This window comes from Acinetobacter sp. 1294596 (genome assembly GCF_000582925.1).
GTDB lineage: Bacteria > Pseudomonadota > Gammaproteobacteria > Pseudomonadales > Moraxellaceae > Acinetobacter > Acinetobacter radioresistens.
Genome location: NZ_JFCC01000028.1, coordinates 1 through 24,466, shown reverse-complemented (window position 1 = coordinate 24,466; position 24,466 = coordinate 1). Strand labels below are relative to the sequence as shown.

Annotated in this window: 22 protein-coding genes; 3 read left to right on the top strand and 19 right to left on the bottom strand. The window is 37.1% G+C overall.

What is annotated here, in order from left to right:
- Positions 1–7: 7 nt before the first annotated feature.
- The 19 genes from terL to J502_RS10465 form a co-directional block, all read right to left on the bottom strand.
- Complete coding sequence (terL, locus tag J502_RS10555; RefSeq protein WP_052026695.1) at positions 8–1,654, bottom strand: phage terminase large subunit; 1,647 nt, start codon at positions 1,652–1,654, stop codon at positions 8–10.
- On the bottom strand, positions 1,638–1,976 hold the full coding sequence (locus tag J502_RS10550) for a hypothetical protein (RefSeq protein WP_033107769.1): 339 nt from the start codon (positions 1,974–1,976) through the stop codon (positions 1,638–1,640). The genes terL and J502_RS10550 overlap by 17 nt, the downstream gene beginning before the upstream one ends.
- A 27-nt stretch (positions 1,977–2,003) precedes the next feature.
- Positions 2,004–4,571, bottom strand: a complete 2,568-nt coding sequence (locus J502_RS10545; RefSeq protein WP_052026694.1) for a hypothetical protein — start codon at positions 4,569–4,571, stop codon at positions 2,004–2,006.
- 15 nt (positions 4,572–4,586) lie between these two features.
- Entirely contained in the window at positions 4,587–7,088 is a 2,502-nt protein-coding gene (locus J502_RS10540; protein WP_034684046.1) for a phage tail tip lysozyme, read from the bottom strand.
- Positions 7,089–7,100: 12 nt separating this feature from the next.
- Positions 7,101–9,140: a hypothetical protein gene (locus tag J502_RS10535; protein ID WP_034684044.1), complete on the bottom strand. Its 2,040-nt coding sequence runs from the start codon at positions 9,138–9,140 to the stop codon at positions 7,101–7,103.
- A gap of 1 nt (position 9,141) precedes the next feature.
- A complete protein-coding gene (locus J502_RS16365; RefSeq protein ID WP_052026693.1) occupies positions 9,142–9,690 on the bottom strand; it encodes a hypothetical protein in 549 nt (182 codons plus the stop codon).
- A 30-nt stretch (positions 9,691–9,720) separates the two neighbouring features.
- Positions 9,721–10,182, bottom strand: coding sequence for a GNAT family N-acetyltransferase (locus J502_RS10525; RefSeq protein WP_034684041.1), 462 nt, complete (start codon positions 10,180–10,182; stop codon positions 9,721–9,723).
- Between the two features lie 2 nt (positions 10,183–10,184).
- Positions 10,185–12,335 carry a phage nozzle protein gene (locus tag J502_RS10520; RefSeq protein ID WP_034684040.1) on the bottom strand — a complete coding sequence of 717 codons (2,151 nt, stop codon included), beginning with the start codon at positions 12,333–12,335 and terminating at the stop codon, positions 10,185–10,187.
- Positions 12,328–12,888, bottom strand: coding sequence for a phage connector family protein (locus tag J502_RS10515; protein WP_034684038.1), 561 nt, complete (start codon positions 12,886–12,888; stop codon positions 12,328–12,330). Before J502_RS10515 ends, J502_RS10520 begins: the two co-directional genes overlap by 8 nt.
- Positions 12,889–12,988: 100 nt before the next feature.
- A complete protein-coding gene (locus tag J502_RS10510; protein WP_034684037.1) occupies positions 12,989–13,861 on the bottom strand; it encodes a phage capsid protein in 873 nt (290 codons plus the stop codon).
- Between the two features lie 199 nt (positions 13,862–14,060).
- Positions 14,061–14,783: a hypothetical protein gene (locus J502_RS10505; protein ID WP_034684036.1), complete on the bottom strand. Its 723-nt coding sequence runs from the start codon at positions 14,781–14,783 to the stop codon at positions 14,061–14,063.
- Positions 14,784–14,807: 24 nt separating this feature from the next.
- Positions 14,808–15,002, bottom strand: coding sequence for a Bbp19 family protein (locus tag J502_RS10500; protein WP_034684034.1), 195 nt, complete (start codon positions 15,000–15,002; stop codon positions 14,808–14,810).
- Positions 14,992–16,671: a portal protein gene (locus J502_RS10495; protein WP_034684033.1), complete on the bottom strand. Its 1,680-nt coding sequence runs from the start codon at positions 16,669–16,671 to the stop codon at positions 14,992–14,994. Before J502_RS10495 ends, J502_RS10500 begins: the two co-directional genes overlap by 11 nt.
- 7 nt (positions 16,672–16,678) lie before the next feature.
- Positions 16,679–16,909, bottom strand: coding sequence for a hypothetical protein (locus tag J502_RS10490; RefSeq protein WP_034684031.1), 231 nt, complete (start codon positions 16,907–16,909; stop codon positions 16,679–16,681).
- A gap of 670 nt (positions 16,910–17,579) precedes the next feature.
- Positions 17,580–17,996, bottom strand: a complete 417-nt coding sequence (locus J502_RS10485) for a hypothetical protein (protein ID WP_034684029.1) — start codon at positions 17,994–17,996, stop codon at positions 17,580–17,582.
- The gene (locus J502_RS10480) at positions 17,993–18,454 is read right to left on the bottom strand and encodes a hypothetical protein (RefSeq protein WP_034684027.1); all 462 of its coding nucleotides are present in this window, start codon (positions 18,452–18,454) and stop codon (positions 17,993–17,995) included. Before J502_RS10480 ends, J502_RS10485 begins: the two co-directional genes overlap by 4 nt.
- Positions 18,451–18,798 carry a hypothetical protein gene (locus tag J502_RS10475; protein ID WP_034684025.1) on the bottom strand — a complete coding sequence of 116 codons (348 nt, stop codon included), beginning with the start codon at positions 18,796–18,798 and terminating at the stop codon, positions 18,451–18,453. Before J502_RS10475 ends, J502_RS10480 begins: the two co-directional genes overlap by 4 nt.
- Positions 18,788–19,141 (bottom strand): hypothetical protein, encoded by a 354-nt coding sequence (locus J502_RS10470; protein WP_034684024.1) that lies wholly within the window; start codon positions 19,139–19,141, stop codon positions 18,788–18,790. The genes J502_RS10475 and J502_RS10470 overlap by 11 nt, the downstream gene beginning before the upstream one ends.
- 152 nt (positions 19,142–19,293) lie before the next feature.
- Complete coding sequence (locus J502_RS10465; protein ID WP_052026691.1) at positions 19,294–19,713, bottom strand: hypothetical protein; 420 nt, start codon at positions 19,711–19,713, stop codon at positions 19,294–19,296.
- Positions 19,714–20,982: 1,269 nt separating this feature from the next.
- Between J502_RS10465 and J502_RS10460 the strand changes: the two genes are divergently transcribed.
- The 3 genes from J502_RS10460 to J502_RS10445 all read left to right on the top strand — a co-directional run.
- A complete protein-coding gene (locus J502_RS10460; RefSeq protein WP_034684022.1) occupies positions 20,983–22,887 on the top strand; it encodes a DEAD/DEAH box helicase family protein in 1,905 nt (634 codons plus the stop codon).
- A 250-nt stretch (positions 22,888–23,137) separates the two neighbouring features.
- Positions 23,138–23,908, top strand: coding sequence for a phage antirepressor KilAC domain-containing protein (locus tag J502_RS10455; RefSeq protein WP_052026689.1), 771 nt, complete (start codon positions 23,138–23,140; stop codon positions 23,906–23,908).
- A gap of 267 nt (positions 23,909–24,175) precedes the next feature.
- Positions 24,176–24,466, top strand: a 291-nt coding sequence (locus J502_RS10445; protein ID WP_034684019.1) for a hypothetical protein, incomplete at its 3' end; no start/stop codon positions are given.

The following is a 24,466-nucleotide window of genomic DNA, read 5'->3' as shown; positions in this document are numbered from 1 at the left end:
TCTATTATTAAAAGTCAAGTTTCATCTCTGCATATTGATTTGAAGCTTGCCAATTGTTGTTGCTGTCGTATGTTGGGTAATGGTTATGTGTGCCGATACGAATAGGCTCTGCTGATATAGCTCCTGCCAAACTATCTACATAGTCATCCTTGTTATTCGTTACTGAAGGATCAAATAAACGCATCTCTTTCACTTGAGGACTTTCCTGTCCATTCACTTGTAAAACAGATTGGTGAGCATGTAGGTATCCACTGAGTAAAGGAGCTTCAAGTGTTGCTAGAATACGTTTGTTCTTGTTTTGAGATTCATGTAGCTCACGTACACCACAATGGATATTACGTCTCTTAAATACCGATCTCAGGATTGAAGGTACATGACCACCTATTCCGTTTGTTTCTACAATGATATTAGGTAACTTAAACTCTTCTACGATGTCGGCTAATTGATAAGCCTGTCCACCTACAATCTGTCCTTTGTCATCTGTAACTGCTATTTCACCTGTTAAGGCTACTGATCTATGCCAATATAGTTTTCCGTTCTCATCCTGTAGAACGAGAGCAACTGCTGATACATCTGATTTAGTTTTTCCTGAACTTGGATCTAGTTTTAAAGTTGCAGATACAATCCTCTTGTCTCCTAAGAGCATCTGAATCTGTCCATTGGCTTTATGCCATCTTACTTCTTCTGAATATGGTACGAGTCTGTCAGGATCTAATCTGATTTCACCTACAGGCTTTGCATGTAATTGGTACTGAGAATCCCATTCGTTGACTGTATTACATTGCTTTCTACGATCTTCCATCACTTCAGGAGTAAAACGATCTGACCAAAGCGCATCTGCATATGCATCTATCAAACCATGTTTAGCTGTCAGTTTGATTAGGTAGTCATGTTCTCTCTTCTCAACTTTATAATCGTCATACTCATTCAATAGTTTGGCTTGTGTGCCAATACCACTAAACAGATATTCAGGTTTAAATGTCATTGAGACTTCTAGTTCTCCTGAAGTAAAGCGAGCTTCATGTTGGAACATGCGAAGGATTAAGCAGTTAGCCCCTGCTTCTTGGATCTGTGTATATAAGCTGTCAAAGCTGTGTGGAGTTCCAATAAATAAACGCTGTGAACCAGGTACAAGGATATGGACCTGTTCTGATAATCTGTATCTAAGCTTTTCCCTTGATTCAGGAGTAGCTGTCGTTGTTGGTGTCTCTACGTCATCATTTTGAATGAATGTAGAACGTGCGCCTGTGACGTTGGATAAGATACCTCTAGCATGTAATGAACCATGCTTAACGTCTGAAGAGCCTTGCACCCACCATTTCTGTGTTTCGCCCTTAGCTTTCTGTTTATTCCAAGTTAAGGGATGTTTTTCTAAAACCTGTTGAGTTCCACGACTACATTTATAAGCATCGGGATCTGTAGCTCCTTGATGCAGTATTAATTCATCTGCATTCTTATAAAGTCTGTAAGCGTTATATACGTCTAATATGGTTGACTTAGCATGACCACGAGGAAGCATAAGCAAACCTAAGTTGCCAAAGTCTTCAAGCCACTCACAAACTGTTATATGGAAGTCGGGGATCTGCCAACCATTGACTAGACCCCACAACATATAGAACTCAACAAAGTTAGCTGTATTAGCCTTCTTTGCCATCCTTCTTAGTACCCTTTTTACGTTTAGTCAGCTCTTTACGAACTGATTGAAGGAGCTTTTCAGCTTCAGCTTCTTTTTGTTTTTCTTCTTCTTCTGTTGTTGTGATGTTTTGAATCTTGTTACGGTTTTCAAGTAGCTGTTCGATACGTGCTGCAATAGCTAAAGTTTGGTTGGCAGACTTATATAGCCAAAATGCATCACCTCTACCTACTTTCGTTTCTTTATCGCAACCGTTGGCACGTTCAACTAGATCAACTGTGTCTAATATAGCTATGTCCTGAATACGGACTAGCTCTGATTTATATTCTTCTATTTTACTCATATTATTTTAGTTCTATTAATAGCTCTATTATTCTTTGATGTTGATGTCAGGTAGCTCTATATTTTCGTTGTCTAGATCCCACCAATAGCTTGTATTGTGATTGTTTTCTTGTCTACGTTGCTTGCGTTCTCTGTAGCCTTCATCGAATAGCTCCTGCATCTCTGCAATCACTAAGCGGTCAAATACGAGTCTCGAATACCATAAATTTTGGAAAGGTATATTGTTCTTAACTGTATTTACAGCTTCAGCTCCATAGCTTGATTCTCGTTCTGATAGATAAGCTGTTCCTGCTCCTGATACCATTGTTCCAACTGACATTACATCTTTAAACGCAGCAGGAATAATAAAGTCTTTAATACTACGTTCTGTAGGATCTGAAGTAGCTGAAATCGCATCTGCCAAAAAGGAAGCACTACCTCCTTTCACAATAGCTTTCATATAGAAGTCTAATGTGGTTGGATCATCTAAATCTTTACCTTGTGTTAGGTTTTGGATCTGAGCAACTAAAGCACCCATCACAGTTGTATAAGCAAATAGCTTTGCAAAATATACAAACTTTTCTTGTGGTGTACCTTGAGCCATACCACGACTATATTGGCGAAAAATGACAGACAGCGGAAATTGTTTAAACTGCCAGAAGAAGCGACTTAACTCATTACCTACTGTGCCACGTTCACGACCTAAGCCCATGAATGTAGTTTCTCTTGCCCCGACCTCAAGTACCGCAGCATTGGTTTCAGTGTAGATATAATTCATATACTTGTTGGCAAACTTTTCTTTTAATCGAAAAGCATGGTCAGCAAGTTCTTGAGCTGTATAGCCTGTCTTGTCAAAGTTGTAATGAGCTAAGATTGCATCATCTGAAGCATTGAATATATCTTTATTGGTGACTAGCTTTTCTCCTGTTGGAGCTTCAGTTCTTTGGATCTGTTGAAGTAGCGTCCAATCATCTTGTTTGATACCGCCACCTTCTAGCATCTTCTTATCTTTAGGTCCTAACTGATCCCAAGCTTTAACTGAGTTCAGATTAGATACATGGTGCATAAGACTTGTACCGAAAGCACGTTTAGCTGAAGCTGTAATATGGTTGAGTCCAGACGCTCTAATAACTGCATTCGCTACTTTACGAGTCTTGGTATTAGCTGAAGCTAGTTTGGTTGAAGCAGATGCTAAATCGTCATCACCGAACCTTACAAGGGCATTCGTCATTTCCCTTACACCAAGTCCGATTGAGATAGCGAAGTCTCTTTCTTCTTTATTCTTGAACTGTTTTATATGTTTACCGAAGACTTTTGTATAAGCGATACCATGCATCTCAGAAGCTAGTTTCATTGTAGCCTGATCACTAAATGCAGTAATAAAAGCACTACCCATTTTGGTAGCTGTCGTCCAACTCCTTAACATACCGCCTACTTGAGCTAAGTTACTGTCAATTGGAAGAGCTTGTCCTGCCAATTCGTCATAGTGCTTATTGATTAACTTGGCTTGTTTCTGAATCTTACGATGCTCTTTAACGTACTTTGGATCTTGCATCATCTTATTGAGCAAGTCATGTCCTAGATTTTTGACCAGCTTTTCAGGGTTCGAGCCAAAGGTCTGCATCATGCCTATTTCGGTACTCATTCTACGAATATGGTTACTGAGCAAGTCATGGAAATTGACTTCTCCAAAGTCTTCTTGGTACTTCACCCATGCATCCGCATCTTTAAAATGGACCTCACGATGATGTTTATGAAGAGCTTGCATATTCATCCCAACTGGAAGATCTGTTTCTGATTGAACAGCATGAGCCTGTACAGAAGCCTTGTTATGTCCTTCCGAACTAATTGTCGAGTAAACCGCTTTTAATACTTCTTTAACTTCAGCATCATTCATAAGCTTACCACTAGCTTCATGTCTGTATTTAGATCGGTCTACCAATGGAAAGGTATAATCTACCCATCCATCTTGACCTTTACTGATGACTTTATAGTGACTATGAGATTGAGGAATACCATAATTAGCAAGCTTCTTAATATCACCGCCATAACGGTTATAGTGGAGTCTGAGCTGTTCTAATGTGTCTTGTACTGACTTAGCTAGTCCTGCTATTTCTGCATCACCTGAAGGCTTGCCAAAGATCTCTTTAACTAGAAGTTTTACTTTATCTGCATCTATTAAATAGCCTAAGCCTTTTTGAGTTTTGGAAAATACGTCTGCCAAAGCTCCCATGTATCGAACTTCAATTGCCTGAATATTGTGTTCAACTGATTGGATACCAGATTGATCTGTGAACATTACAAGTTTGCGATTCAGGGCTTCTAATGGGTTGAGCTTTGAATGAGAAGTCAGTTCATGCTCTAAAGCTTCACGGATCTCAAGATCATTGATCAGATTAGTTACTTCTTTAATGTGCTGATCTGTATAGTTCTTAATTGCTCTGTCAGCGATAGCTTCAGCACGTTCTTCGTCTGACATACTCTTCCAGGCTTTGATGTCTTCTTGCGGAAGTTCACGACTAGCTTTAATGAATTGTTGTTCTAACAAGTCTGCTTCTTTATCTGTCAGTTTACGTCCTAATACGCCTTCAACGGCTGTTCTACATTCGTTCTTCATTCAATTCTCTTATTATTATGATGCTTGTTTTAATGCACACTTGGCTAAGGTACTCATTGCTTTAGCCATCATTTGTATATTGTCTTGTTCACGGATTAGCTTGTCTTTCCATTGTTGAGCTGTCAGATCTTCACCTGTTTTTTTAGATGAGATAACTAGATCAGGATTAGCGACTAGCTTGTCTATTGTTTGTTGTCCTTTAGGGATCTGAGAGAGATAGCCGAATGCTCGACCTTCATCAAAAATACGATCTAAGGCTGTTTCTAGTTCTTTATTGCCTTTATGGTCCACAAAATCACTTCTACCTGAACGTCCTACATGAATCTGAGCAGTCTTATTCGCACTGTCCACCGTTCTACGCACATACGAGCCACGATATTGAAGCTCTTGAACTAAGTTGCCATCCTTATCTGTGTAGGATCTTGTCAGTTCTTTTTGGTACTTGTTATCTTCCCATCTCTGACGTTCTTTCCATTCAGTAGCAATTGTTGAGTCAGGCTTAAACTCTTGATTGTTTGGATTGAGTATGTCGTCCTTAACTCTGACACCTTTAGCTGTATGTGGAATTGGAGTCTGTTCAATCGTTTCAAATAGTTCATTTAAGAACTTGTCAAAATCAGGATCTAGTTCAGGATTATGAACAGGTCTAGGTACGTCTATTTCTGCTTCAGGTACTAAGTTGCCATCTTTATCTAATACCATACTAGGTAGATCAAGCTGTTCTGTTGTCAGATCTCCTACTACTTCGTTCCATGCTCCTTTTTGATGGAAAGCATTAAGGTCATAGGCTGATATAAATGTTTCATCTGCATGTGGAAGGTTATCTAAATCTAGTCGATCTATCGTTCCTTCATAGCTTGATTCAGGTTTAATAGGAGCTTGTTCTGTTGCTATGGTTGTGTCTGTATCAGATTCAAAAATATGTCTTGTAGACTGTCCATCTACCATATTTGAGTAGTTATTAGCTCTAGCTTCGTGTGCTTTCCAATCAAAAGCTTTACCGCTAGACAGTTTGTTCTGTCCTCTAGCCCATCCAATAACTGACCCTGCACCACCTAAAGCTGCTCTTGCTTCATCATTGGTAATGTTTTTCTTATCCAAAAAGTTAGCCTTCCATTTAGGATTAGCTTCTATCTCTTTTCTTAAAAACTCGAATTGAGCCTGTAAAGATTCATTGGTCTGTTTAAATGTTCCGTTTGCATTAACTAATCCTTTAGCTCTCATGTGAGCTTCTAAGGCTGTAGCTCTACTACCTTGCCAACTGAAGATACCACCATTCTTTTTGCTATTTGCTTCGTCTGTATGAAAGCCAAACATAGTATTAGGGTTGTATCCATTCTCCCTACCTACTTCTCCAACTAATGCCCTAGCTTGGGCAGAAGTAAAGCCTGCTGCTTGTGCAAGTTGATATGTATCTTTAATTAGCTGATCCATTTTAGAGGAAACAGGAGCTTTAATATCTATTTTAATAGCTTCATTATTAGAGCTATTATTCTTATTAGCAGCTAGTCTAGCACTGATGTTAGCACTTACTTTAGCTGTTAGTTCTTCTAATGTAGGCTGTTTCTTTTGATTGGCTTGAATATGCTTTTTAACGTCATCTAGTGTTTTAAGTTTGCCACCTGTAGCTTCAGATATATTGACCTTCTCTCCTTTCATAACCTGATCAATTGCTTGATTCAAATTAGCTTCATGTTGAGCTAGATCATCTATTGTTTCTGCAATATTAGGCATACTAGATACATCTGCATCTGTCTGAGCCTGTTCAACTGTCGTATTGAAATCTGCTTCAGCTTTATGTACTTCTGCTTCAGGTAGATCTGCATTCCCTTTAGCATTCATATAACGTCCTGCTGCAAAGAAAGTAGAGCCAATAGCCATATTCATAAAAATAGCGTTAGGATCTGTAGCCATATCTTTATACATCTGACCTTGTTTCTCATATCCCTTGCTATCTAAATAAGCTCCTTCTGCATACGTTAAACCTTGTCCTACTGCTGTAGGTGCAACAACTAAAGCTGCATAGTCAGCCACTAATGACTTTTTAAATACATTAGATACAGGTAAAAAGGCTAAAGCAGCGTTTGTAGCTCCATAAATATTAGATGCTGTATCTGCTGTATCTTGATCTACGCCAAGTTGCTGAGTCAGTTTTGTATGTTCTGTTGCTCTTGTACCGAGTCCTACTGTAGTAGCCATGCCATAAGGTCCTAATGGTGCGCCTACTGCCCCTGCTGAAACAACTTCTGTAATGCCTGAAGTAATGTGTCCTGCTGTGCCTTGATTAAGCGGAGTAAAAGCTTCATTCACCTGTTGCATACGTTTATCTGCAACTTCATCACCTTCAACAAATCGACTGATACCGTTAGATACTGAAAGTACACCTTTAGCACCACCTGATAATGCACCTAGTCCGATGTCTGAGAGCGTACCACGCTTAAACTTCTTAGGATCTGTTAGTTTCGTTTCATCAAACGCTAAGTCTTGTTTTGTAAATTCACCGCTTAATAAGCCCATGTGTTTTCCTTGTTATTTCCAAATTCTCATAATGTACGGTTTTGCTGTTTTAGGATTCTTCATCACTTTGCCGTTAGGCTGTAAGAACATGAACCATCCAGTAGCATTAGGTACAGGTTGTACTACGTGTGTCTTTAATATGTCTTCGTCTGGTGGAAGGTAGCCTGTCTCTTTTCGATACTGTGTTCTGAAATGGTTTTGGATATGGTCTTCAAAACTTGTTTGAGTAAAGCCATACGGCATAAAAATATGATTGGTATTCTTGCCTAGCTTCTGTTTATACGTTCCACCTGTTGCTATATCAAAAGCCTGTTTAGCCATTTCCTTATTGATGATTGGATTACCTTTATCATCACGTTTAATGATGTTCTCACCACGTTTAGCGAGTCCTAGATAAATTGAGTAAGCTAAGTTTTGATAAGCTCGATGTTCATTTGTACCAATAGCTGTTGCATTGCCAAATTCAGATTGAATAGCGTTATGAAATTCTTTCTCTGCACCAAGTACGGAAGCTTGTCCTTGATTAAGAATCTGTTTACCTTCTAAAGCAACTTCTGCTGCTCTGATATTTGTATTGTGTAAGGTAACATCTAACTGATTGAGCTTTGCGATACCCATATAGTCATAAGCATTCTTGTCACCGCCAATGAGACTGAAATACTCTTTCTGAGCTTCTTTATTCTTTCCTGCCATCTTGGTTAGATCAGATAACATTGCTCTCTGCTGTTTAGGAGTAGCTTCAAAATAACGATCTTTAAATGCTGTACGTTCTGACTTGTTCCATTGGATCAATGAGCCTACATCACCATTTGCTTTCTTTTGTTCAGCTAGTAATTCTGTTGTTACTTGAGCCTTCTTAAAATCAATTTGACCAGATCCGATCTGTTCAGGAGTTACTGTATAAAGCTTATGTCCTGTTTGAGATTGGACTTGAGCTACAGGATCATCATTAGCACGTTGTTTAGAAGTTGCAGCGATAGACTTGAATACATCTAATTTCTTTTGAAGAGCTGTAGCATCTTCTTGAGGACTATTTTCTAACTCTGCTGTCAGTCTTGCTATGCTTCGTTCCTGTTCAATTGGTGAAGCATCTCTAAACTTCTGAGCGTCTTTATTGAGTCCAATTGCTTCTCTAACTTGAGCTTCGTATTTAGTACCTTTAACTGCTTCTAATGTTTGATTGACCAAACTTTCAGATAATGGATAGCCTGTATAAGCATCTGCTACAAAGTCTTTAGTAAGTTGAGCATGTTCTTTATCAAGTTCTTTATTTCTGATCTCCTGTCCTTTCTGGATACGAGAAATAGCTGATTCAATATTAGATTTATAGGCATCTCTGGTCTCTACTTTCATGTGTGGGAAGACTGTATCCACATTCTTATGAAGTTCTTGTAGAGCTTTAATATCCTGTTGCTCTTCTAAGCTACCTAATACACCTTTACCATCTGACAAGTCTCTACGTTCATTCCATTTCTGAATTGACTCTGTACGCTGTTCAGGAGTTAAAACAGGATTACGGTTGACTGTATCTTGATATAGAGCGAATGCTTGTTCCCTATTCTCAATTTTAAGAGTAGCTTCTCCTACCTGTTCAAAATCTGCATTAATAGTACGTCTCTGTGTCTCATAAGCTAATGGCTTGATGAAGGCTTGAGAATCGTTATACATCTTCTCTGAGTAGTAATTGAACTTTTCCCTATGATGTTCAGGTAGCCTTTGACTATATGCTTCGTTCATTTCATCTGCACGTTGTCTTAAATAGGCTTTAGCTAAGTTTTCGTCTAGCTCCCCTGTAACTAATTTCTGCTTGGTCTCAGTAATGTAATCTTGATACTCAGCTCCATATTTAGAAGCTTCAATATTGAATTGGTATTGTTCTTTTTCTTCTTGGATCTTGAGCTGTTCATTATGCTTTTTTAGTGATACCTGTTGCCCAACTTGTGCTAACTGACCAACTGCTTGAGCTACTTGTCCTGCTCCGTTATCTAATACTCTGCCTTGTTGAGCTTGTGGTGTCACATTCCCAAAATTGCCCATAGGGATTCTAGCCATCTTATGCCCACCCTGAAGAATTTAGTCTGGTTGTATCCATCGTCAACTGATTGGAGTTGATATTAGAAGCTGACTGAGTTGTTGTCTTGCCACCGCCTTTAGGTGCATTACCAAAAGCAGATAGAAGTGTAGAGCCTGTATTTAATACGCCACTCACTGTTGCTTGATGTGCTTGTAGTTTGTAATTAGCTGCATCTGTTCTGAACTGCCCTGCCTGATTCTTTCGATTGAAAAAAGTTGTCCAGGCATCTTTAGTTGCATTCAAATCAATGTCTTCTTCTATGTCTTCCGTAACTGTATTTTCAGCATTCAGATCTAATCCTTGTGCTGCCATCTTAGCCCTTGCTGAACTAGCTTGCTTCTTACCAAGTTCACGAATACGTTCTGCTTCAACACGACCCTGTGCTTCAGCCATCTTTGCATTTTCATTAGCTTGTTGTGCTTGTGCTTTACCCATCTGTCTGGCGTTATAAGCACTATAAGCTGTGCCTGCCACCGCTAAAGCTGTTGCAGCCCAATAAGCGACTGCTGCTGCTCCTGCTACTGCCATACTTACCTCATTATTATTTTTATTATGTGTTTACAGCTTCATCTCTAAGAATGAGCCTGTATGTTGGAAGCCAAACTTTTGATAGAAGCTTATTGTTCTTTCTGTATTAATTTGAGTTGCTGTACCACACTGTACCCATGTTGCCCCTGCTTCTTTAGCCCACTCAATAAAGGCTTTGATAAGTAAATAAGCTACTTTACTACCTCTATTATTAGAGCTAACAAATAAACAGTAATCAAAAGCCATAAGGCTATCTGACTGCCACTCTTCTTGTAGTCCACCTAAAAATCCACCGAGTATTTTGTCATTGTCATCTTTGACTACTAATACACAACCTTGTGATGGGTACAGGATTAAAGCCTGAAGTTGAGTCTTGACCTTGTTTAAATTGATTGGTCTTTGTTGGTATGTTGGTGATTCATTCCAAAACCCTACTGCTAACTCTAACAGCTCAGGAATGTCTAAAATTTTTGCGTGTTCTACTCTATACATTCTTATCTATCGTTTATGTTTAATTCTAATACGGTTGCTGTTATATGAAATGGAAGTGGTTCATCTTGTTCTATCACAAGCTTGAAGTTGTCGTATGTGTTCCATCCATCTAAAGCAATTCTTTGTTGCCCTGTAAATGGCTTTGGCTTATCTAATGTTTCTTCATCAAATTCTTTGAGTTCAACAATTTCACCGTTCACTTTTGGATTGATGGACTTGTACATATATAGGTTGAGATGATCGACTTTGAATAGTGATGGATTGGTTGTTGTCGGAGCTTGGCTTATATCTGGTGACAATAGACTAACTCTAGCTGTGAACTTCCTACCTATATAGATTTGATTTACCTGCTCATCACATTCGATCTGAAGGGTATTTCCTACTCTATTAAGAATTGGTACAGCATAGGTATGCACTGGATCTTTGTAATAAGCTGCTACGTTATCGCCTAATTTACCGATTAAAGTATTAGTTACAGTACATTTATCATCTGACCTGTTTACTGTAGCCTGGATTGCTGTATCAAGTAGAAGCTCTTCCTGTAACTGTTCAATTTGTAATGTGCCATTTCGATTGACTAGGAAATAGACTTTATCTGCACCTGTCGTTGAAGGTAGAGATGTAATACTAATCACATTGCCACCTATATCATGTTTAGCCCAAGCTATAACTGACTGCTCTCTGTCTAAGGTTAGGGTTGCTAACTTTCCATTATTCATAACAAGCCAAATAACAGAATCAGGTTCTTGCTGATACGTCATTTCTTTAAAGCCTGCTCCTTCTTCTCCAAGATGTGAAGCTAATACTGATAGCTCATTCGATACCAAGCCATCTTGAGCATAGTCATAAACAAGGGTTCGGATTCGTTCTGCTCCACGTTGTACGAACAGAAGTTCAGATCCTACTTTGATCGGCTTGATAGTCGGTACAATTCCATAAGCTGTATGTTCCAGGATATTTGCATTTGTTGGACTCAGTGAATCTTGAGCATTGATTGTCAGTTCTGATCCACCACAAAAAACAACAATACCTCTACTCTGACTAAGATGTAGGACGTTTGATAGTTGTTCGGATGATGCTGCTACAGTAAATGAATCGCCATCTAATGTTGTAGTTAAGAAGTTTGATTCGTCTCCTGTGCGACTGAGCCAAATATAGTTCGGATATTTTTTTGACCCTGCTAATACCAATCGTTGTTGGAAGTATGTTATTGCTCTTGGATAGCCAAATGTATTGTTAAAAATAGGTTCTTTAATTGTCCATGATCTAGCAATAGCTTCAATGTTTGCACTTAGCTTAACTAGGACCTCTCCTGATACTTGAGTTGTTGAAATAAAACGGTCTACACGTACTACACCACTATTGATGAAGATATATTTGCCAACTGTTTGAGCATTAAAAGCTACAGCTTCTTCAGGTGTAATGGACTGCCAATATACTGTTTCTGTATAGCTAACTTCGCCTGTATCGGGATCTGTTGTCGTTGCATATACATCTTTAGGTACTTGGTTCATGTGATCTACTAAACATCTGTAGTATTTCATGGTCCAGTTAGGCCCAAACACATAACAAATATCGCCTACCGTATATTGTTTATTAGCTGTGTGAGCTGCATACATTGAAGCCGTTAGAGTTGTAGTCTTGCCTACGTTTATTTCTGAAGATTTAAGCGGTAATGCAGGAGTATATGTATCTTCTAATGGCGGTACTGAATAGGTGAACTTATCGAATGCCCAATTGGTGAAGTCTTCTGAACATCTGATCCAGGATACAGGATGATCTCCATGTACGAGCCAAAGGTTATAGCGACTCTGACAATAGTTGATGTCTTTAATCTGTGATGCTGTGTACTGGGTTGTAAATGTTTTAACTAATGTGCCTTCTGCTGTAAGGATATTAATTGAGTAAGGCTTGAATACGACAAGATAGTTGTTGCCATGACTCACAATGAACGGAATGATTCTGATAGCATCCTGTTCAACTCTGAGCAGTTTTGTGCCACCTCTTTTCTTAATACCACCTTCAATGATAGGTAACATATTCTCAACTGACTTAGCTCCATTTCTGAATTGGTTTAGATCGGTACGCATCCAGATCAGCGGACTGAGTTCTCCACTGGTAAAGTTGTTTTTGATTAAACTGATCTTAGCCATATCGTCTCGTTAATGTGTAGTCGTCTTCTTTAAAAAATTGGATGCTTAATACTTCCTGTGCCTGAACAGCTTTAACTTGTTTAATTAGGTCTTGAGCTTGGATATAGAAGGACTCCCCTGCACCTTGTGAGCCTGTAATTGGTTTAGCTGCTTTAGATGCGAGATATAGGATTAGACATTCTGTAAATAGTGGATCGAACGTCTCTTCGTTTGTATTGTCGAATACATAAATCAGTTCGATAGCTGAATCATTTGTTAGTAGTTTGTCTGTTTCTAATACATAGTCTTCAGTATTAGCTGAAATGATTCTGATTAGGTCGTTTGGAAGTTGGTATTGATACTCATAACCAAAGTCTGGTTTAAGTGTTAATGGAGTTAATTTGATTCGCTTGGTTGCGAAGTTAAATGGGTGGAGTCTAAGTAACGCTTTACGTGATGTGTCATACAGTCCTTTCATACGTCTAGCTATACTTGTTTTATCATCGAAGCTTGTAATGCTATCTGACCCTATAAGGCTTAAAGCTTGATTGCATATATCAATTTTTGTTGTCATGTAGCGTCCTTAGTTATTGTTATTATTAGGTATTGAAAGCCCCCTACCCTGCTACAGATAAGGAGCTTTTATTTTTATTATAACTGTATTAATACAGCTATTAAACTTTGAATTTGAAAGCTACTACTTTCTTCTCATCACTACGAACAGCACCAATCGCCTCTACGTGCCCAATACTATGGAAACGGTTAGCAGTCTCTACTTCTACGATCTTCAATGGAGAAATTGAGTTAGTCGCTACTTCAACTGCTGATTTGGTATAAGCAACTCCTGTAGCTGATAAGCCATCTGCTGAACGAATACCTTCGTAATGAACCCAATTAAAGCCTAAGAAGTTACTGATCTCACCACGCTGTAACATTTGACCAGCCAAATAATCTGCGCTAGTCAAAGTGGTATCGGCAAGCAAAGTATTTAATAAATCGGCATTGTATGTCACATAGATGTCTTCTTCGCATTCGTTTTCCATAAACTTAGTACGGATGTCGATGAGAAGTTGTTTAGTGATTGGAGCTGTTGCATCACCTAAGATCTGAGTAGCAGGAAGAGCTACGTTTGTATAAGTATCTGCACCAACTTCTTTACGAGCAACTGTACCTAACAAAGCGTTATATACAACCTTATCGACCTTCCTATTCCATTTTGAATGTAAGCGTTGTAATAGTTGATCTTGTGGTTGAGCCTTGAGCTTGTAGAGGTCCTGAATTGCCAAACGTGTGAAGTTCGGGAAGTCATTTAGTGTGCCTAAACGAGAAGCAAATGAAGCGTCTGTATATTGTGTCTCACCGAAGCGAGTTAAGGTATTAAACTCATCACCTAAAGTACCCATCTCATTAAGAGTCCAGGAAGTACCTGTGACTGAACCGATATTGGTTACTGTTGATAATAGTTTTGATTCTTTCTGCTCTAATAGAGCTAAATATGTGTCTGCATACTGCTTAACAAACACACTATCAATAGTGTTATATGACATTGTTTTTATTGTCCTTGTTTTTATTATTTAGATTTATTGTTAGAGCTATTATTAGCCCTATTTATATTGTTGTGTTTGTAGAGCTTGTTGTTGTTTCAGTTATCCATATCGGGCTGATAAGAAGTGATACAGTCACATGCTCTACACAAGGACTGTATGGCTTGAAGCTTTATCTGAACGCCACTTCAGGAGCTATTTGTTATCGTCTTAGGCTGTCGTAATACGAATCAATCTGAGCTTTCACAGCTTTATGGTTTGGGTGCTTTGAATCGAAAAAGGCTTCGCTACGCATTAAGGAATTGATGTCTGTACTAACTGATGTGCCGTTATTGATTGGCTTGTCTTCTGCAATCTGTGAACCGAAATAAGCAAGAGCTTTAATTACTGCTACATTATTTCCAATACTAGGATCATTGATCTGATCTTCTGTTAAGCCTGCTGATTTAGCTGCTCGAATAGCTGAAAAGATATTCGATTCATAATTGTTGCCCCATTCAGATTGAAGCGACTGGATAGTTGAGTCTGTATCAAATTGAGAACTATTAGATACTAGATCTACTGCACGTTTGTCATACTCATTCAAAAGGAAGTCGAGTTGTTTGTTTGTGATCCCATGCTTGTGAGCTTCAGCTAGAAATTGTTTATTTGATTCATCTGCTTTGAAGTCTTCAAAGTTAAAGTCTTCACGTTCAATCTTATATTCATCTGCCGATTTAGGAGCTACTTCACCAGTTCCGACTTTCTTCTCAAGGTAGCTGTAGCTTTCATTCATCTTTGCTACTGTAGCTTTATAGTCTACTGCACCATCTTCTGTTACTACTTTGAACTTTTCAGGAATACTTGTATCAATAGAGCTATCATTAGCTGTGCTTAAGACTGTATCTTGTTCATTAATTTGTGGTTGTTCTAAGTTGTCTGTCATTGTTTATTCTCTTTTTTATTCTTATTACTTCGGTTGTTCTGCTTCTTTAATACGAGCCAAGATGAAGTTGATTACATCCTGCTTTCCTAGATTAAAGGCTGTCTGAGTTGCTGAGTCTTTATCAAATGCTAGTGGTACGTGGAATAAAGTAATGAGTTCATCTAGTACCTGTATTCCTTCTTCACTTGTAAAGACTCTGTGATATTTATTACTGTTCAAGCATTGCTCCTAGCTCTTCTGGTGTCATCTGTTTAGCTTGATCTTTTGCTATGTCCATAGCTGTTGATCCTACTTCTGACATTACTGCTTGCTGTTGCTGTTGTTGCTGCATTGCTTGTTGTTGTTCTTGTTTAAGCTGTCTCAGTTCTGCTATTTCATCTTCAGTACGAATTGCTTCTTTAGGCACGTTTAAGCCATCTGCCATGATTTGAACCATTGCATCCAGGTTAAGATTATCCAGTACAGTCTGATCAATCGTTGCCATCTGACCTACATTCATCATCAGCTCTTGAGTTGATGTTACCCATTCAAGTTTTTGTGATGCAGCCATAGGGTTGATGAAGTTAAAAGATATACGTGAAGCTTGCATAAGCTCTTCAGGCGCAGGAGGAAGCATTCCTGACCTCATAGCCAATCCCCATGTACGTTCTAGTAACACTTGTAGATATTCGGACTGCATACGAGAGAAGATTGAGCCGAGCTGATTGCGATATACGTTTACTCTTGCTTGTATTTCCGTGGCAGTCAACGGAGCTGAACCTTGTGGTGTAAGCTGATCTGACATCAAAGTACGTTTAATCTTAGCTTGGAAATGTTGTAAGAAGTCTAAGCCCATACCTACCGTTGCTGATCCTGTATCTAATCGTTTAATAGAGTTATCAATAGAGTTAACAGCTATGATTGCATTAGGTCGAATACGAAGTGTATTAGGGTTTACAACGCCATCATGTGCAGCCATCCACAAACCGCCTAGATTTAATTCTGCTGTTTGTAATGAGAGCTTCATGAGTTGGTTAGTAGTCTTCACATCTGCTAGAACCATACTCGCCATGCCCAAGCCATACGGAGATTCAGGGATCTTTCTAAATCTACTGACGACACAAGGAAATTCTTCAAAACCTGATTCTTTTAGGATATGTTTTGATTGAGCTTCAATCGTATAAGAAGCGAAGGGCATAGCTGTTGCTACACGTTTACCTTCATCACCTTTAACGTATTGTTTGTCTCTAGGGAAGATTGCCTGTACTAATGTGAACTTCTGATCTGGCTTCTTTTCTACTGCTGCTTTGATCTTATCGCTGACGTTATCAATGCCAAACTCAGTAACGATCTGCTCTGCTGAAAGCTCAAATTCCCTGTAGATTGTGTCGATCATGCCATTGGCTTGAGTTGAGCTGATGTAACAGTTACCAATGTTCCAGGTATTAAATATAAAACCACCTTTATCACGGTGCGTATCAATAAATAAAACTGCCCATCCTGCAACAATAAGATCTGTCAGATAGTCTACAACTTCACTATCAAAGTTCGAGCTGTGAATGTTACGGAAGATAAAGTTATCGACCATATCAAGCCACTGTTCGCCTTCTGTGAGTTGGGAAGGAGTATCTACGCCACTTGGTACTGACTTGAACCATAAGCTAACAGGAGATGTTGTACCGCTATATACGCTTGATACTAAGAGTTGAATACCTTCACATGCTGTTGTGTCGTATAACTCATTTCTTGCTGTTTTACGTTCTTGTTCTAGTCCTGATGCTGTTACGTCTTGAAAGCTTTGTTGACGTTCAGGAGCGCAATATTTATAGCAGTCACGCCAGGTTGTTTCATGCTTTACACGCTCAGATTTAAGTTGACTCAGGCGTTTTAGGATTTGTTGTGCCTTCATCTAATCTTTAAGTCCCTGTTTTCGTATTACTCGAATTGTTGCTGCCAGTATTATTGACCTGGTTGTATAGGTTGCTGATTACTGTGTTCTTGCCAAGTAAGCCACCAAGTACAGAGCTTTGTTTGTATTTACGTCTTGATGCTGTATTTTCATTCGCTTCTTTCTGAGCCAGTTCTTTAGCTTTACGTTCAATCTCTTCTGGCGAATCTTGTTTCTGAACCTTCGGTTTAGATCCCATGATTGTTGTTCCTTTAATTATTTTATTGTTCTGTTGTTGGGCGTTTATGCAGGCTTCTTGTCCTTCGGATCAAGCCAAACGATGAAGCTGTTTGTCTTGAGCAAAGCCAAGATCCTGAACGCTTGTCTAGGTGCGTCTTACTGTCTCTTTGTTCTAAAAGATACGTGGCATCCAATGTTGCAAAATGCGTGTGCGTGTACGTGCGTACATAGGTATATAGAAGGGCAATCTAATTCTTTATCTAGCACTTGGATCTATGCAGTCTTTTCTTTAGTTCTTGTTATTGTTGTACTGTAGTCTTTGTATTTATAGGTATTAGATAGTCTCTTTTTTAAAAGGTTAAATGTCTGTTTTAAATACAGATCTTGTTTATTGTTTTTATATTAATGGCTTTATTAATAGCTCTATTAAAGATAGCTCAGGATAGAAAGAGAAAAACTAAACTGAGCTAAAAGGGGATCGAACAGCCTACCTAAATAAGCTGTTTGTTGAAGGGGGAAATAAAGGATATATAAATGACTGACCTAGTTTTGTTCTTATCATTACATCTTACTCAGCCTAAGTCGTTCTGAATAAGTAATGTGAACTATATCAGAAAAATTGATGTTTGTCAATAGCTGAATACTATATATAGTATGCTATCTATGATAATGACACTACATATAGTGTTTTATGGTTCTACCCACCAGTTATCATTATTCAACACTTTCATTTTTGGATAGCACATTACCTTTAATACTTCTCTATCCACACCTTGACCTTCATGTTGTCTACTAGATCTTTGCTCCATCTGATCACTTAGACCTGAAGGGAATTTGTTATTAAGCACTGTCATATCGTATAAAGCGTATCTGTCATCTACCCATTCACAATAGCTCTTTCTATTTTCTGATAAGCGTTCAGGTTCGTTTACATATAAGCCTGAATTGTAATAGTCGAATGACTTTTTAGCTTCTTTGTATGCTTCTTTATACTGCTCTTCTGTCTCATATTGCTTTACGAAAGTTTGGACTTTAGGAGGTTTAGCTTGAGCTGTTGAGATACTAGATATGGCTATAAGAGCGAGTAGGGCAGTTCTTAGTTTCATCTATGCATATCCTTCCATTCCTGATCTAGTATTTTAAGTTGGCTTTCAAATACTTTGTCACAGCTCATACCCATTGCAGCTTTGTTTTTTACAATCTCTTTTTCAAGCATTGATGTAATATGTTGACTGAAATATTGTGGATTCTTTTTTATTAGGTCAATCCATGTTCTTATCTCAATATTTCTATTACATATTAACATTTTTTTCTGAAGCTCAGATGTACTTGGATTTAGCATATCTGTTGAAAATTTACCTGCTAACCAACCATTAATAAGCTTTAAATATTCAGCTTGTTCCTTACTTGTCAAAATAGGAGCTTCATAGTACGTATTATCTTTTATATCTCCATGCTTTTTAGTATCTGAATACGGAAGATAATTTAGATATAGTGGAGAATTGGCATTAGCTTGAACCACAAAAAATATTGTTAATAAGAATAAAACGATTCTATTTTTCATTGGATAAGTTCTTGTAATGCTTCTGATAGTTGAGTATAGCATTCTGTTGTTGAGCCGTTAAATGACATTTTTGGCTTATAGTGAAATTCGTTCATTTCTTTTTTGAATGCTACTTCCATGTCATAGACTTCTTCTGCTGTACCAGGTAGTTCCAGTAGGATCTCCCAGAAATAGGGCATTGAACGGACTGAGCCGTATCTAGTTAAAATATTATTAACTGTGATACCAAGTTTGTAGAAAGTCTCTTCCTTATCCCAACATTTGATTAGGTAAAAGATCGGTTGACCACCATTTAATACTGCTTGATCTAGGAAGGACTGTCGTTTGCAACCCTTAATCTTCATTATTTACAGCCTTTTTAGCACGTGTCTTTTTAGGAACTGATGTAGGTTTAATAGCTCTATCTTTAGAGGTTTTATTTTTAATGGAAGGTTTGTCTGTACCTATTAGTTTTGATTGTTCCTGTACGATCTCTGAAGCTTCTAGGGCGTTATAAATACCTTTCTTGTAGGTGATGATAGAAAACAGTTCAGGAGACTTGAAATACGATTCAAATAGACTGATTGGAATAGTAGGGGAGTTGAAGATAAGTTTTAGTTTGGTTGTATCTGTAAATTCTGGGATTAGATCATGATAAATAGATAGGACTAGCTTGTCAGCTTGGTAGATGTTGAATACTGAATACATTGATTGATCTCTTTTTTATTCTTATAAGATGCTGTTTATTGTTGCTTTCATATAACTTTTATTTATAGAAAGTAGATGTACTTATAACATAATTTAATATGTCTTGTCAACCTCTATAACTTTTAGGAATATGAGTACCTATTCTACATAGGCTATTTTAAAAACTCAGAGTTTATTGACCCATTAAGTAAAAGAACACTTTTTTCTTGAGAATTAATTTTATTTTGGAATGATTGGCTACAAGCTAGATAGTGACGTTGTTCAAATTCAGATATAGCCTGTTTTTTCAGTTCTTGAGTAGGGTATACAGATACCAGATAAGCATCTTGAACAATAAAAAAGATCTGCTTTTCTTCTCTGTCTCTGACTGATTGATCAGTAATCTTAGAAGTGATAGATAGTAACTTATCTGTAGCTTCAGAAGCTTTCATACCTAATTGTCTATAAGTTTGAGCTGTTGCTGCTACTGTTTCTGCTTTTTTACAATGAGCTTGTGCTAGTTCATATACTGATTCTGAATAAGATGTAGTTCCAATACAAATCAAACTAAATAGTAAAGTAATCTTTTTCATACTGACAAAATTCTTGAATTGGAATACGACATATCTTAAATGGTATTAGAAATAAACAAAATCAAAACTAGATAGTAGGGCAGTCAGTTCAAGATGTGAGTACGAAGTACGAAATAGATTGATTATCTGACTGTTAATGAAAGCTACTATACGACTGATAAGGAGTATAGAAGATTGAATGTTACAGATACCAGATCTGACAGAAACGAATACCAATTCTATTTAAAACTATTTTTAATTAATTATTTATTAACTTATTAAATAAGAAATATAGTTAATTCTATTCTTATATCTGATTGGTATTGAAAGAAAACAAGATGGCAGGGCAGTCAGTTCAATGTTGAAGATGGATACGTGCCTGTTAAGGTACGGATACAGATTAAAGATTGCTTACTGACTGTTAAAGGTAAAGTCATGTTTGTGTCCGATAGGATACAAATATGGTTTTAGCTTGTTACTTCTAATTTATTAAATGTGGTTTCAGTGGCTTTGCATAAGAGTAGGAACGGAACGTCAGTTCTGTTTCTGGTCTTATCACTGAATACTATTAGAATGGAATGAGATCTGAAGCTCCTTAGAGCTTTAGATTGAATGGTTATTTATTGCTTAATCCTTTTATTCTTTAAAAACAAGAAACAATAAATTCATATCTGTTGATAACTTCTACTTTTCCATTACCCTACTTGTAATAGTAATGCAGAAATGTCAAAAAAATTAGACAATTTTATTTATAAAACCACTTAAAAACCCAATACTTATATGCTTATTTTAGATTTTATACACTGTCTAATTTTTTTAGAACATCTTTTTAATTTTTAGACTCTTTTAAATTTAAACTTTGAGCTGTTGTTGCGAACAACCAACATCTAAATCGAGTCACTATAGAAACAGAGCAACGTCAGATCAAAGTATCACGCCCATGATGGTATCAGATAATTGAAACTATTTGTTGGCGTGAATAACGCACCTTATTTTTTAATTGTAGCTGTGTATCCGATGTTTGATTAGGGAAATTTTTCTGTCTATTTTTTTCTAAAAAAGCTCTATTTCTCGTATAGAAATGCTAAATTTATTAGATGATCATTTATTTTACTTTATATAAATATCAATAACTTATATATTATTTACAATAATTTAATGTCAAAAAAAATAGTTGACATTGGTATTGAGATTTTATACAATATCCGAAACAGGGGATAAGCACCCTCTAACTGCTTAAACATATATAAATGACATGAAAATATAAGACCTATTTAGGTACACCCAATAATGGAATTACAAGATTTAATCATTGACGATGCCGTAAGTATCGAGCAAAACACTCAAGAAAACACAATTACAATCAAAGCAGGCGACTCTTCTAAACGCCTTTCAGATCTTATTAAAGACTTTCCTGAAAATTGCTATATAAATAAACAAATTACTGGCTGTGGCGGTACAACGCTTGTTTTAAGAAATGACGTTGATTATGTGGTATTAGTACCATACGTTAATTTACTCAAATCTAAAGTTGCTGATAACGATCACCTAGACCATATCAATATCATTAAGCGTGGTGGTGAATGGACTGATAATGATGCTGAGATTTCTGAACAATTAGCAGATCGTTCAAAGCCAAGAAAGATTATCTGCACATTTGATTCACTCCCTGCCTTGATGAAAATTAAAGGTTTTGTTCCAGGTGAGTTCAAGCTACTCGTTGATGAAGCGCACACCCTTGTTAATTTAGGTTCATTCAAAGCCCCTAAATGCGAGTTCATTCTGCATAACTACAGTAAGTTTGCATCGTATGTATTTTTGACAGCTACACCAACTAAACGTGAATATTTCCCTGATCTGATTGGACATTTACCTCTGTGTACAATTGAATGGGATAATGTAAGAGCTGTTAAATTTAACCTACAAAGATTAGATAAAGGTGTAAGTATCAACAATGCCTTATTTAATTTATGTTTGAGCTTCTTACTTGGTCGTGAAGAAGGCAACGCACATATTTTTTATAACAGTGTCAAAGAAATCACTCAAGTTATGGAGTGGTTAAGCAAGATTGTTGGTACTGATGGAAAGCCTGTTTTTAATCGTGATGAGATCCGATTGATTTGTTCTAAGTCTGCTCGTAATGAAAAGAAATTAGATACTAAATTAGGTGCATGGGGATTAGTTGACGATGTTGTAGAAAAGCCAGTAGGTAAGCTGAACTTCTATACCTCTACAATGTTTGAAGGTGCTGATATTTATGATGAGCATGGTAAAACCTACATCATCATTAATGGTTTACGTGATTATACCAAGATTGATTTTGCAGTCCTTGTACCTCAAATTTGTGGTCGTTTAAGAGACAGCCAATATAACGAATCTATCAATATTTTATTGAGCAATGTTCCTGAAGTTGCAAGTTGCACTAAGGAAGAATGGCAATCAAATGTTCTGACTAAGATTAAAGGCTCAAATGATTTACTTGAAGCTTTGAATAGTCCTACCAATAAAGATAAGCCTGCTGTTGTAAAAGCACTTTTAGACAGTATCGGTAAAGACCCATACATTTTCTTAAACGATGAAACCAAACAATTCTATGTATCTGATGTTGCTTTAAAATCAGAACTTCAATCTTTTGAAGCTATGGAAGCAACGTATGTAGTACGTGATGTTGAAGGCGTTGATCATAACGCTTCAGGTTATTCAGCTTCATTCCGTGAGCTATTAACTGATGAATCAAAACAGGTTCAATTTACTAGCCCAATCTCAGGTATGTCTAAGCTCTTGAGTGGTTATCAAAGTTTTAGTGAAACGATGGAAGAGTACGTTTCTGCTAAAGAGAAGCAAGATGATCAAATCGTTGCCTTGATTGATGCTCGAAATAAGAAATTTGCTAAATACTATGATGCTCTTGGACCTGAAAAGATCAAAGCATTGCGCTATAGAAATAAAGATATTGATGAACTGTATGAAGCCCAATTTGCTGCTACAGACAATAAACGCACTATCCAGACTAGATTAGCTCTACGTTTAAGTGATTTTATTTCTAACGCTGAAGCAAAAGAGAGATTAAGAACAATCTATGAAGCTTTAGAAATTAATAGAACTCCAAAAGCAAAAGATTTATTTGATTGGTATGATTTAAAACCAACAAAATTTAAAGGTGAAAATGGATTATTGGTTATTAAGATCAAATAATTTTATTTTATCCAATGTTTACTTGCTATTTTTATGATTCACTATCATATTTTATCAGGTGTTGCAATACTATTTTTATTTTGATATACTTCTCAACATAAAGAAAACAATAAGAACATTAGTGGGGCATAGTCAACCCATATTTAAAAACCTCTCTGACTATAAACAAAACACAACTCAAAATATTAAGTCTGCATCCAAATAGGATTATAAGCGGACTCAAAATTATTTTATTCAAAGGATATAAATTATGACTTCATTATCATTACAAACTCAAAATTCTACTCCATTTAATACAGCTATTATTACAGCTAATACTGTACCAACTATGACAAGCTTGGAAATTGTAGAGTTTATTAATAACCACAGACAAGCTAACGGAAATAATACTGTTTTAGCTCACTCAGATTTCATGCGTAAAGTACCTGAAGTTTTAGGAGAAGAGGGTAGCAGAAATTTTTCTGACACCTATACTCACCCACAAAACAAACAGACTTATCCATGTTATGTCTTCCAAAAACGTGAAGCTTGTTTAATGGCAATGTCGTACAGCTATGACTTACAAGCAGAAATCTATGATCGTATGACAGCAATGGAACAGATGGTACTTCAACCAAAACTACCAAGTAATTTCAAAGAAGCTTTACAGTTCTTAATTGAAGCAGAAGAGCAGAAAGAGCAACTAGCTTTACAAGTAGCTCAACAACAACAAGTAATTGAAGTGATTCAGCCTAAAGCAGATGTGTATGACATCATTGCTAATCGTGACAACACATACACCATAAGAGATACAGCTAAACTTCTTAAAATGCGTCCTAAAGATCTTACTGATTGGCTATTAGCTAACGGATGGATATATGGAAAAACTTCAGCAACTTACAAACCATTTGCTGCACATGACCGTAACCATTTAAAACTTGTTGCTTCAAATTATGGAACTCAAGTACGAGTGACAGGTAAAGGCTTAGTTTGGTTAGCACGTAAACTGAAAGTAGAGCTTGAATCAAGTGATTTTGAATAAGTTTAAGGGAGCATGGGAGGAACTAGATCAGTTCCTTTCAACCTACGATTTATCAATGCTTACTGAGATGGACAAGGACCAGGTACATAGCCTATTGGAAGAGATTTATCCTGAAAGAATCCCATCAAAACGCATCATCAAATATAAAGACCACAAAAAGAAAGAACATACACATACTGAGTATTTCATTAACGCTGAAGAAGCTGAAGCAATACTCAAAAGGGCGAGGGAACTCAACATTCCCTTTAAGATTAACTAGGACTAGGAATGAAAAAATTATCAAAAAAAGAGTACAACAACATCGTAAAATCCAAGATCTTACAAACAGGTTTATATAACGGTAGGTCAGTTGAAGAAGCCGAAATAGACGATGAATTATTTGAACACTTATCAGACATCAAACAAGACTACAAGAAAGGTGTATTAACAGCCTTCAACGCTGATGCAGAAATGGCATACAACTATCTCAAGTACGAGAATGAATATGCAGATGACTTAGACATTGATTATGGTATTGATGACTTGTACGGATCATATTCAGACAACATGAAAGACATT

What these genes read in the sequence shown, in the direction of transcription:
- J502_RS10480 (WP_034684027.1), bottom strand. Translation starts at nt 18,454, where the DNA reads ATGAAAAATAGAATCGTTTTATTCTTATTAACAATATTTTTTGTGGTT.
- J502_RS16365 (WP_052026693.1), bottom strand. Translation starts at nt 9,690, where the DNA reads ATGGCAGTAGCAGGAGCAGCAGCAGTCGCTTATTGGGCTGCAACAGCT.
- J502_RS10460 (WP_034684022.1), top strand. Translation starts at nt 20,983, where the DNA reads ATGGAATTACAAGATTTAATCATTGACGATGCCGTAAGTATCGAGCAA.
- J502_RS10465 (WP_052026691.1), bottom strand. Translation starts at nt 19,713, where the DNA reads ATGAAAAAGATTACTTTACTATTTAGTTTGATTTGTATTGGAACTACA.
- J502_RS10515 (WP_034684038.1), bottom strand. Translation starts at nt 12,888, where the DNA reads ATGACAACAAAAATTGATATATGCAATCAAGCTTTAAGCCTTATAGGG.
- J502_RS10455 (WP_052026689.1), top strand. Translation starts at nt 23,138, where the DNA reads ATGACTTCATTATCATTACAAACTCAAAATTCTACTCCATTTAATACA.
- J502_RS10535 (WP_034684044.1), bottom strand. Translation starts at nt 9,140, where the DNA reads ATGGCTAGAATCCCTATGGGCAATTTTGGGAATGTGACACCACAAGCT.
- J502_RS10495 (WP_034684033.1), bottom strand. Translation starts at nt 16,671, where the DNA reads ATGAAGGCACAACAAATCCTAAAACGCCTGAGTCAACTTAAATCTGAG.
- terL (WP_052026695.1), bottom strand. Translation starts at nt 1,654, where the DNA reads ATGGCAAAGAAGGCTAATACAGCTAACTTTGTTGAGTTCTATATGTTG.
- J502_RS10550 (WP_033107769.1), bottom strand. Translation starts at nt 1,976, where the DNA reads ATGAGTAAAATAGAAGAATATAAATCAGAGCTAGTCCGTATTCAGGAC.
- J502_RS10505 (WP_034684036.1), bottom strand. Translation starts at nt 14,783, where the DNA reads ATGACAGACAACTTAGAACAACCACAAATTAATGAACAAGATACAGTC.
- J502_RS10490 (WP_034684031.1), bottom strand. Translation starts at nt 16,909, where the DNA reads ATGGGATCTAAACCGAAGGTTCAGAAACAAGATTCGCCAGAAGAGATT.
- J502_RS10485 (WP_034684029.1), bottom strand. Translation starts at nt 17,996, where the DNA reads ATGAAACTAAGAACTGCCCTACTCGCTCTTATAGCCATATCTAGTATC.
- J502_RS10520 (WP_034684040.1), bottom strand. Translation starts at nt 12,335, where the DNA reads ATGGCTAAGATCAGTTTAATCAAAAACAACTTTACCAGTGGAGAACTC.
- J502_RS10470 (WP_034684024.1), bottom strand. Translation starts at nt 19,141, where the DNA reads ATGTATTCAGTATTCAACATCTACCAAGCTGACAAGCTAGTCCTATCT.
- J502_RS10525 (WP_034684041.1), bottom strand. Translation starts at nt 10,182, where the DNA reads ATGTATAGAGTAGAACACGCAAAAATTTTAGACATTCCTGAGCTGTTA.
- J502_RS10475 (WP_034684025.1), bottom strand. Translation starts at nt 18,798, where the DNA reads ATGAAGATTAAGGGTTGCAAACGACAGTCCTTCCTAGATCAAGCAGTA.
- J502_RS10510 (WP_034684037.1), bottom strand. Translation starts at nt 13,861, where the DNA reads ATGTCATATAACACTATTGATAGTGTGTTTGTTAAGCAGTATGCAGAC.
- J502_RS10545 (WP_052026694.1), bottom strand. Translation starts at nt 4,571, where the DNA reads ATGAAGAACGAATGTAGAACAGCCGTTGAAGGCGTATTAGGACGTAAA.
- J502_RS10540 (WP_034684046.1), bottom strand. Translation starts at nt 7,088, where the DNA reads ATGGGCTTATTAAGCGGTGAATTTACAAAACAAGACTTAGCGTTTGAT.